Genomic DNA, 9,745 nt, shown 5'->3' with positions numbered 1-9,745 from the left:
CCAAATCTATGACAAATAGCAGCAACTCATGGTAGAAACCCGGTTTCTGGTCCCCCTACTAACGATTAGAAACCGGGTTTCTTTACCAAATCTATGACAAATAGCAGCAACTCATGGTAGAAACCCGGTTTCTGGTCCCCTTAACCTAACCCTTCCGTAACGTCTCCCCTGCGTTCTTTTGGTGAAAAATGATTACAATGAGTTAGAGTCCTGTAAAATTGCCTCCCGGCATTTAACCCAGAGGACCAACCGAATTGTTTTTTTTAAAAACCAGTTTGAGGGACTATGACCTTAGAACAAGATACGCTATTAGAGACGGCTTTAGCTTTCACTGTGAAACCCTACGATATTGATATCACCGGGTTTGTCAGCCAAATGATTTTGATGCGCTGGATTGAAGATTTACGCTTAGATTTATTTCAACAGTATTTTTCTTTAGAACAGCAATTAGAATTAGGAATATCTCCCCTGATTGGCAAAACTCGTCTGGAATATCATAAACCCATTAAATTGTTTGATTTGATTGAGGGGCGAATGTGGTTTAGTGATATGGGGTCGGTTAAATGGATCGTCAAAACTGAGTTAATCGTGGATGATAAAATTGCCGTGACTGCCAAACAGACGGGATGTTTTATCCATGTTTCTAGTCATCGTCTCGTTGCTATACCGGACAACTTGGTGAAAAAATTTGCCACCCATTCATCCGGGTGAATCAGCTGAGAGTGAGGTTTGGGGGTGCATCCCCCCAAGGGAGTTTATAGCGAGGCGATCGCTGATTATCCCTGATTTAAAAGTTGTCGGGGGTCCGCAGATTGGGGAGGGCGAATCCGCCGATAGCGGGCGTGTACTCCCATATATAGTCCATAAATTACCAATCCCGCAGCTACGACTCCCAACAGCCAACTCCCATAAGGCTGCCTCAATAAAGTATCTAAAGTGCCGGGAATGGCCTGGGCTTCATTCGCATTGGATTCATAAGCCGCTTGCATCAAAAACCAGCCAATCATGGTAAAAATAATAGCCCTTGCAGATAACCCTACTCGACCTGCTCTCATCACCCATTTTTCTTCAGTGGGAGTCATTTCTCTGATTTTTAATTCTTTGCGAAACTTCCCACTAAAGGCTTTATAAAAATAATAAAATCCTAAACCAATCACGACTGCACCCGCCAGTCCCACCAACCATTCTCCAAAAGGTTGTGAGAGAAACCGGGCGGTCCAATGTTGAGCGCTTTGATCGCTTTGTTCTCCGCCATTTTCTCCATTACCTGTCAAGATTTTAATGGCAGTAAAAGCAAACCCACAATAAATGACCGCACTCATTCCAAATCCGAATCGCTCGATTAATCCTTTTAAATCAGTCCCTTTATTGTCTGTATCCATAAAGGCTTGGAGAAAACGCCACATTGCATAACCAATCAGTCCAATGGTTACAATCGACAGTAACACTTGACCAAAAGGTTGCTCCACTATTTCGTAAAGCACGCCCTTTGGGTCGGTGGTTTGTCCCCCTTGGTTTAAGGCAACTTGCAAGGCTAAAATACCCACTAAGCCGTAAACAAATCCTTTGGCAACGTATCCAAAGCGAGCAAAACGCTCGATCCATTCTGATTGTTTAGATTGAGTCATGATCTATCTCAGTTTTAAGCGATTATTTTAAATAGTCAATTCCTGAAGGAAGCAACCGAAAGAGTTCCCACGGGAAAGGCGGGAAAGGTTTGAGCTGCTAAGTTTCAAGTGGATTATCCCTAGGATACAAAAATATATTCAATCCCACCTCTATCAAAAGGCTCAAATTTGGGGCTGTCGTTTCTGGGATACCAGACCCCCACCCCTTGGCGATCGCAGAGTCCTGCCTCGGGAAAAATCAAGTTTTCATGATAAGCAGGACTGCAAATCGTGGTACAGTACAAGGTGAAGCAATCAGAGGGTTCAACTCTGATAAAAGAAACTCTATAGAAACGAGCTAAACCATAAAAATCAGCAAGGAACCCATAGAAATCCACTAGAATTATCTCTAAAAGGGAGTTAGCAGTGATGAATGTCACTCACGATCGCTCAGAATCAACCCTATTTGGACTGCCTGCACAACAGGGCAGATGGTTAATGATTCCCCTGGGAATGAGCGTTTTACTATGTCTGGGGAGTGTTTACTCTTGGAGTGTATTTAGAAAACCCCTAGAAGGGGAACTGAATATTGGCGCAACGGAAAGTTTGTTACCTTATACTGTGGCATTGGTTTTTTATGCCGTCATGATGCCTATTGCCGGGTTTTATGTGACCCGAATTGGCTCAAGAATTGTTACGGCAATCGGGGGAATCATTGTCGGACTCGGTTACATTCTTTCTAGTTTTGCCAACAATATTGTAGGAATGACTCTCACCTACGGATTGATTGCCGGGACTGGGGTGGGAATTGCCTATGGCGTACCAATGGCAGTGGTGGCGCGATGGTTTCCGGATAAAAAAGGATTAGCAGTGGGGTTAACAATTATTGGATTTGGACTCTCTCCTTTAATCACTGCACCCCTGGCGAAAGGGTTAATTGATGCCTATAGTGTGCGAGAAACCTTGCGGATTTTAGGGATTGCCTTTACTTTCATTATTCTGGCGATCGCCACCACCCTGAAAATGCCACCAAAAGACTGGCAACCGAAACAACCATTGACGGCAGCTTCCTGTGCCGTCCCCAGCGCCTATCCCGGGAATATCCTGAAAAGTCGGTCTTTTTATGGACTGTGGATTTGCTACAGCATCGGCACCTTTGTCGGATTGAGTGCGATCGGTATTTCCAGTCCCGTTGGGGAGGAAATGATTAACATTGACCCGGCATTAGCTGCCAGCAGTGTCTCATTATTTGCCCTATTTAATGGCATCAGTCGCCCCCTATTTGGCTGGTTAACCGATCGCTTTAAACCCCGCTACGTGGCGATGGTTTCTTATACCCTCGTGTTGATTGCCTGCCTGTTGATGCTGAATGTCCAAGAGGGACAAGTTGCCACCTATTTGATTGCCTTTTGTCTATTCTGGGCATCGCTAGGGGGATGGTTAGCGATCGCACCCACGACAACCCTGCGCTTATTTAATCCGGATAATTATGCTCAAAATTACGGAATTGTGTTTACAGCTTATGGCGTGGGTGCATTGTTAGGAACCCTAGTGGCAGGACAAATTCGTGATTGGTTTGGCAGCTATACTTATGCCTTTTATCCCATGATATTTTTGGCAATTGTGGGGATGGTTGTTGCCAGTTTGCTCTTGAAGCGAGATAAGGTGAGTGAGGTTTGAAGGGACAACCGGCGAGGTTTTCAACCCTGTAGGGGCGATTCGAGAATCGCCTGTACAGGTTTGAAACCGACTGAGGATTAGGGTTGGAAAAACAGGGTTTTTAGAAACACCGAAACCTAAACGTAGAGGCGATTCGCGAATCGCCTCTACATTTAGGGGTAAAGCGTAAGTTCTATTATCCAGGATGGCGATCGCCGCCCTCTAGTTCGCGTAAACGAGCCTCCAATTCCCGCAGGCGTGCTTCTGCGGACTCCGCTCGCAATCGTTGCTGTTCAGCCTCCTGACGTTGCTGTTCAGCCTCTTGACGTTGTTGTTGAGCTTCTTGACGTTGCTGTTGGGCTTCTTGACGTTGTTGTTCCGCAAATTTGGATAACTCCGTAGGGGTCAGAAAGCGATCGCCATCGGGACGGTAAATGGTGAACTGTTCATCCTGGAGTTCAAAGCGAATCCCTAACCGGGGACTCGTAAAGTTTTCTGGGTGTTCAATCAGATCCAGGGAACCTGCCTGATTGCGTATCCACCCATTGAAATCGAAGCGATCGGGGTCGAAAATATAATATTCTTCCACACCATAGCGCTCATAAAACTTTTGTTTCTTCGCCATCTCATGGAGACGATTTCCGGGTGAGAGAATTTCAAACACGACTTGGGGAGGGATATTCCCTTCTTCCCATTGCTTGTAAGACCCGCGATCGCCTTTAGGTCGTCCGATCGCCACCATCACATCAGGGGCCTGACGCAGTTTATTATTTCCTTCCTCGGGATACCAAAGTAAATCCCCGGCGATAAAGATATTGGGGTCATCATCAAACAGAATTTCTAAATTCTCTTTAATCACTACAATCCAACGAAACTGGCGGGTATTCTCAGCCATAGGATTTCCATCACAATCGGGGTAAATGACCTTTGTAGGTTGAGGGGTGGTTACCATAAATTAAACCTCTCAATTATTAAACAGGAAGCAACCCCATTGAGTCTGGGTCAGACCCTCTGTGCCCAGACTGTTCCAGGGTCCGATTCGGTGTCTAGGGTTGTCTGATATTTTAACTAATTTTGCCGTCATACGGAATCCGGTTGTCAAAGGTCTGTAAAAACCCACAGGCTGAAGCCTGGGGCTATACGGACAAAGCCCGCCTGCGCGGGCTAAAACTGAAAATGGACTTTTACCAACTGGATTTGGTATTAGAAACACAAAAACCTCAATGTAGAGGCGATTCGCGAATCGCCTCTACATTGAGAAACACCTGATGATTAGGGTTTGGGAAATAGGGTTGTTAGAAAACTCTGGAATTTACTCATTTTGGATATCATTGTTGATGGCATCTTTTTCAGAATTCCTAACATTTCCCCCCTCAAATCCAACGCCCCCCGTCGGCAAATCTCGACTAAATCCAACTCCCCCCCTTAGCAAGGGGGGGCTGGGGGGGGTCCCTTCCGGATGAGGCAAAATCCCTTTTTTCCCTCTCCGAAAAGGACGATACCGCAGCAGTAACCAGATGACAAAGGGTGACAGAATAGCAGCAGCAATACTCCAGATGAAGGGTGGAGTTAGCATAAAAAAGCGATCGCATTCGGGCAATCTCTCCATTTCAGGCGGTTGAGAACATTGGAGGGAATGTTGAGTGGAGGCAACAGTGGCGGTAATTGCACTCACTCCCAGTCCCACGGTAGCGATCGCCACGGTTTCGCTTAAGGCGCGATCGCTTTTGGTTTGTTCCAGTTGGATGATGCCTTCAATGGTTTTAATCGCATTTTCCAGTAAGCGCAATTCGGCACTTAAACTGCCGAGATCCGCTTGAATCTGGGGGATATATTTCTCCTGAGTGTATTTGCTGAATCTGTTTAAAAACTGGAAACTTCGATCGCCTTTCCATTTGGGATTGAGGGCTTCAGGCATGATGGTGAGTTGCTTTTTATAGTTGTGTAAGTTAGTGGCAATTGTCTGTTGCTGTTCTTCCAACTCGCTAATACGGCTTGCATAACCCGAGAAAATTGTCAAGCATTTTTGTAGGGTGATTTGCATCTCTTTGAGATCAAGTCGTGTAGATTTTACTTGTTGCGGTAATCCGTTGATGATGGCTTGAATCTCTTGAGAGGCTTGTTTCATCTGGATCTTGAGTTGCCGACTTTGGGTGTAAGCCCAAATTATTTTATTGCGAAAGTGAAATAACTCAATAAATAGGGGTAAAATACTCGTAATCATTTGCTGGGACTGCGGATTGTTTACCATGAATGTGCCGCTGTTGTGGGGAAAAAGGCAGATTAATAAATGGTAGTTTTGGTTAAGATTGCCGCTATCGCCAGGAACGCGCCAGAGTTCATAAAACTTGACCCCTTGAAATTCTCCAGCATTCTTAAAATCTCGGTCCCATTTGGAAGCCGGAAAAATACCCAAACTTTCGTAACAGGTTTTAGCGATTGTTTCCAGAGAGTCCGGATCAAGGGTGTCACTGGCAAGCTGTCCCCAGATTAACCAACTCTCCCCAAGGGTTGCCGGAAATGGGTGCAGTTGCGAATCGAGAATCCTTTTAATCCAGGGAATTTGTTCCTTGATATCCTTGGGGGTAGATTTTTCCGTTTCCGAGACTATTTTTCCGGCACATTCCATCAGGAGGGCGTAGGTATCCCCGATTTTTACCGGGTAGTAATATCCATCATAATTTGAAGCAAAGGGTTCGTATTGGCTTTTCAGCAAATCACGATAATCGGCAGTTAAGGCTTGACTCGCCTTGATATCGGCTAATTTTTCATTAGGAAACGTTTCTCCATAGATTTTTTGCCAAAAATTCTGGCAATTTTTCTGAATATTTTCATCGGATTGCCCCAAACCTTCGGCAAGATCATAGAGGAATCGGTCAATATTAATATAAATTAGGCGATCGCATTCACTCATGGTTGATCCAGTTTGGGGGAATAACGGCTAAAGCAGGCGGGAAAAGGGCTACCTTCATCTCGGCTCAAATCTGTTTCACATAGAATGTTAACAGGCTTGATAGAAAATTAGGCGATTTGAATGTAGCCAAATAGGGCAACTTTGGCCGAGTCTACCGAGTCGCTACTCTGGCATACTTGTTTAGTCATTTGGACTAACTCCTCATCGTTAAGTGCTTCCTGGATGTTTGGCAGTATATCCGTTAATGGAGTAGAATCACCAATTTTCTTGGAGGTGTTATCGAGGGCGAGGGAAGCGGTATTCTCCTTTTGCCAAGAAGCATCAGGGATAGTATCTAAGCCCATGCGCTGGTGGTTACCCTGTTTGACTAACCAACAATGCGCCTCTTCATAAATCGATTTTAAGGGAGGATACTCTTCGGCGATTTCATCCAGGCGATCGCTATCCAGGGAGTCAGCGATTTGGTTGAGTTGGGATTGGACGGCATCAGGTAATGCCGAGTCTAACTGGGTGAGTGCAGCCAGAAAAGATTGAAAAATTAAGGCGTCTGAATCTTTCATAATGCGTAAAGGGTAAAGGATGCCCAATGATAAGGATCAGCAAAGGGGGGATTTTTCTCTATTGTATCAAGTTCTTTCTGCCAACTGGTGAAAACGCGCCGAATCCCCCGAGGAACTGGGGGATGTTTGTCCAGTTCGTCAATCTGTTGCTGATACCACTGGAATAACTCGTCCTTGGTAACCGTTTTTAGCCAGTTTTGGGTATGGGTAAAGGCGACGGGGTAGGGATGTCCTTGTTGTAATTGCTGGTAAAAATAGAGGGCAAATAAGGTGGTGGCACGAGATTCCACTTGCCAGAGGGTACTGAGCACCGAACCGACACCGGAACGCAGGAATGCACTGGTTAATCCCACATATTCGCTGGTAATCGTCGGGTTGCCAGTGACAGCAGTTTCGCAGGCGGAAAGGGAGATCAGTTGATAGCTATAGAGGTTCAGTTTGATAATGTCTTTAACCTGGAGTTGATTGTCACCAGTCAGAAACAACTTAGAGGTAAGGGGATCGGCAGATTCATAATCCCCATGTCCCGTAAAGTGCATGACATCATGACCCTGTTGCAAGGCAGTGATTACCGCAGGGGTTGTCGCCTCAGTTTTTGCAAGGCGGGTGGTATGGGGAAACATTCGGGAAATCATTTCTGATTCAATATCCGCTGCAGGAAGGGCGGCAAGAGCTTTGTGCGAACCGTCCCTATCTTTGATGATACTGCGGGGATTTTCGATACTGAGTAGAGAACCGAAAAGCCCCCCCTTAGCAAGGGGGGGTTGGGGGGGTTCTTCTTCGATACTGAAAAGCCCCCCCTTAGCAAGGGGGGGTTGGGGGGGTTCTTCTTCGATACTGAAAAGCCCCCCCTTAGCAAGGGGGGGTTGGGGGGGTTCTTCGTGGGGTTGAAAAAATTCTTCTTCCCCGATACTACCAATAAAATGAGATAGATTAGCATCTAACCGACTCAATCCAAATGCTGCACTCGGGAGATAGGTGATAGTGCAACTCTCGGGGAATCCCTCACTTTTGAAAAATAAGGCATGGAGGGGAAGGCGATGCAAGTCTTTGTGCGGAATCAGAATCAGGCGGTGATATCCTTGGCAACCCTCCAATTCCTCTAAAATTGCCGAAATCTGGAGAATCTCTGCGAGGCAGTCGAGTTGTTGCGGCAAAGACTCGCGCCAACTGGTCGATTGTGCGCTAGTTTTGCTGCCTTTATCGCGACTATACGCTTGATTCCACTCCTCAATCCAGTTTTCCAAATCCAGCAAGTTCCCCTGATACCCGGATTGGTCCTGAAACTGGGATTGCCGCAACACCCGGGGTTCATCCTCATCCGGTTTGAGAATAAACGTAGTGAGGGCGTAGGGACTCAGATGCCAATATACCACCGCAGTCTGACCCTGCAACAACTGCCGAATCTGCTGCCAACTCGGTTCTGCCACGGCATCACCCCTGCCATCCAGCAACCAAGACAAACAGGCATTTTTCCCCGCCTCCGCCACTTCCACTGCCTGCACCACATCCCCTTGTTGCACCCACAAGTCCACGGTTAATTGATTAAAATCAGCAAATTTGAGGGCGAGTTGCCGTTGTCTGCCGGGACTTGGACATTGTTCAACTAACCGCCGTACAACATCGGTTCCCCACCGTTTCAACTGCTGCGCCTGTCCCGTTTCGAGTAATACACGAATCAATCGGCGCAAGACTTCTAAATGATTTTCGGGATAGGCAGTTTCTGTGAGGGTTTCCAGGGCGAGGTTATAATAGGTGTGTGCGGTTTGCCAGTCTTGGTGGCGAGTTTTGGGGTTTTGGCGCGATCGGTCATAATAGATATTGCCAATGTCAAGATTCAACATCCCCCACCCTTCCGGATGAGTCTCTTTCTGGCAATACTTCAACCCTTCCTGATAACTCGCCAATTCTCCCTCAAATCCTCTCTCATTCAAGTCAGGGTTTTGGATAGCGAAGGCAGAGGGTAAATAAGGAGAATTTCGCTTTTGTTTTACCTGTCCTGCGGCAATGCCTCGATTTGCCCAAGCTTGCCAATAATCCCGTTTTAGAGTTAAGGCAGAATCAGAAGAGGCAATGGCATCCTCATATTGTCCTAACTTAGACTGCGCGTTCCCTCGGTTGATATAAGCTACAGGGTCATCGGGTTTGAGGCGGATTGCTTCATTGTATGAGGCAATGGCATCCTCATATTCTCCTAAGTCAGACTGCGCTATCCCTCGGTTGGAATAAGCTTCAGGGAAATTGGCTTTGAGGGGGATTGCTTGATTGTATGAGGCAATGGCATCCTCATATTGTCCTAACTTAGACTGCGCTACCCCTCGGCAGAAATAAGCTACAGGGTCATCGGGTTTGAGGCGGATTGTTTCATTGAATGAGGCAATGGCTTCCTCATATTGTCCTAAGTTATCACACAGCACTGTTCCTCGGTTGTTATAAGCATCAGGGTAATCGGGTTTGAGGCGGATTGCTTCATTGAATAAGGCAATGGCATCAGTAAAATCCCCCCTAGCACGTTGCTCCCTCCCGCGCTGATACCATTCCTTTGCTTCATCTTTTTCCTGTCCCTCATCCTTCTTTTTCTTTTCCACAACCGCAGGCGTTATCTGTGCTAATATTTGCCTACCAATTCTTTCGGCAACTGTTCCCAATTCTCCGCGATGAAGTTGCCCGAACTGTACTAGGCGTTGGGCTATTTCTGCATGAGTTTCGGGGTTTTGTTGCAACTGTTCCCCGAAGCGCTGCAACCAGGGTATCCATTCCTCTGCTTTGATGCCGGTTGTCATTCTCAATGCCTGAATTTCTCCTCCACTGGCACCGTTTGCTACTGCTTCGAGTAGCGGCCTGAATTTTGTCTCAAATTCGATATCGGGGATTTGACGCGGTGGCGGGGGCGGTTCCGGTTTTTGGAATCGGTGTTGTAGGGATTGATTTGGTTTCAGCCACGGCCACAGTTTTTGCCACATCTGCTGTTCTCCGGTTTGGGGTTGAGGGATATAAACCACAGA

The 9,745-nt window shown here is 46.5% G+C and carries 8 protein-coding genes; 2 read left to right on the top strand and 6 right to left on the bottom strand.

All coding sequences use genetic code 11. The annotated features are described in order from the left end of the window. Window positions 1-285 precede the first annotated feature (285 nt). Complete coding sequence (locus tag NG833_RS17715; protein WP_254566608.1) at window positions 286-711, top strand: thioesterase family protein; 426 nt, start codon at window positions 286-288, stop codon at window positions 709-711. Between the two features lie 65 nt (window positions 712-776). Here NG833_RS17715 and NG833_RS17710 read toward each other — a convergent pair whose 3' ends face one another. Both NG833_RS17710 and NG833_RS17705 read right to left on the bottom strand, forming a co-directional pair. Next, complete coding sequence (locus tag NG833_RS17710) at window positions 777-1,628, bottom strand: DUF1206 domain-containing protein (RefSeq protein ID WP_254566607.1); 852 nt, start codon at window positions 1,626-1,628, stop codon at window positions 777-779. Between the two features lie 119 nt (window positions 1,629-1,747). Next, the gene (locus tag NG833_RS17705) at window positions 1,748-1,912 is read right to left on the bottom strand and encodes a hypothetical protein (protein ID WP_254566606.1); all 165 of its coding nucleotides are present in this window, start codon (window positions 1,910-1,912) and stop codon (window positions 1,748-1,750) included. A 124-nt stretch (window positions 1,913-2,036) separates the two neighbouring features. On the opposite strand from NG833_RS17705, the gene NG833_RS17700 reads away from it, so the two are divergent. Beyond that, window positions 2,037-3,287, top strand: a complete 1,251-nt coding sequence (locus NG833_RS17700) for an OFA family MFS transporter (protein ID WP_254566605.1) — start codon at window positions 2,037-2,039, stop codon at window positions 3,285-3,287. A 175-nt stretch (window positions 3,288-3,462) separates the two neighbouring features. Here the strand turns inward: NG833_RS17700 and NG833_RS17695 are convergent, their stop codons facing one another. The 4 genes from NG833_RS17695 to NG833_RS17680 all read right to left on the bottom strand — a co-directional run bounded on the left by NG833_RS17695 (window position 3,463) and on the right by NG833_RS17680 (window position 9,742). Next, window positions 3,463-4,218, bottom strand: a complete 756-nt coding sequence (locus tag NG833_RS17695) for a Uma2 family endonuclease (RefSeq protein WP_254566604.1) — start codon at window positions 4,216-4,218, stop codon at window positions 3,463-3,465. Between the two features lie 360 nt (window positions 4,219-4,578). Beyond that, window positions 4,579-6,180, bottom strand: coding sequence for a hypothetical protein (locus NG833_RS17690; RefSeq protein ID WP_254566603.1), 1,602 nt, complete (start codon window positions 6,178-6,180; stop codon window positions 4,579-4,581). Between the two features lie 107 nt (window positions 6,181-6,287). Further along, window positions 6,288-6,740, bottom strand: coding sequence for a hypothetical protein (locus tag NG833_RS17685; protein ID WP_254566602.1), 453 nt, complete (start codon window positions 6,738-6,740; stop codon window positions 6,288-6,290). Continuing rightward, window positions 6,737-9,742, bottom strand: a complete 3,006-nt coding sequence (locus NG833_RS17680) for a tetratricopeptide repeat protein (protein ID WP_254566601.1) — start codon at window positions 9,740-9,742, stop codon at window positions 6,737-6,739. The genes NG833_RS17685 and NG833_RS17680 overlap by 4 nt, the downstream gene beginning before the upstream one ends. Window positions 9,743-9,745: the final 3 nt, after the last annotated feature.

Source organism: Oscillatoria sp. HE19RPO (genome assembly GCF_024220515.1).
Classification (GTDB): domain Bacteria; phylum Cyanobacteriota; class Cyanobacteriia; order Cyanobacteriales; family Laspinemataceae; genus Laspinema.
The sequence above is the reverse complement of the archived record's forward strand: the minus strand, read 5'-3'. Positions and strand labels throughout refer to the sequence as shown.

Bases quoted from the DNA above. Each gene is read 5' to 3' on its own strand.
- NG833_RS17715 (WP_254566608.1), top strand. From the start codon at position 286: ATGACCTTAGAACAAGATACGCTATTAGAGACGGCTTTAGCTTTCACT.
- NG833_RS17710 (WP_254566607.1), bottom strand. From the start codon at position 1,628: ATGACTCAATCTAAACAATCAGAATGGATCGAGCGTTTTGCTCGCTTT.
- NG833_RS17700 (WP_254566605.1), top strand. From the start codon at position 2,037: ATGAATGTCACTCACGATCGCTCAGAATCAACCCTATTTGGACTGCCT.
- NG833_RS17695 (WP_254566604.1), bottom strand. From the start codon at position 4,218: ATGGTAACCACCCCTCAACCTACAAAGGTCATTTACCCCGATTGTGAT.
- NG833_RS17690 (WP_254566603.1), bottom strand. From the start codon at position 6,180: ATGAGTGAATGCGATCGCCTAATTTATATTAATATTGACCGATTCCTC.
- NG833_RS17685 (WP_254566602.1), bottom strand. From the start codon at position 6,740: ATGAAAGATTCAGACGCCTTAATTTTTCAATCTTTTCTGGCTGCACTC.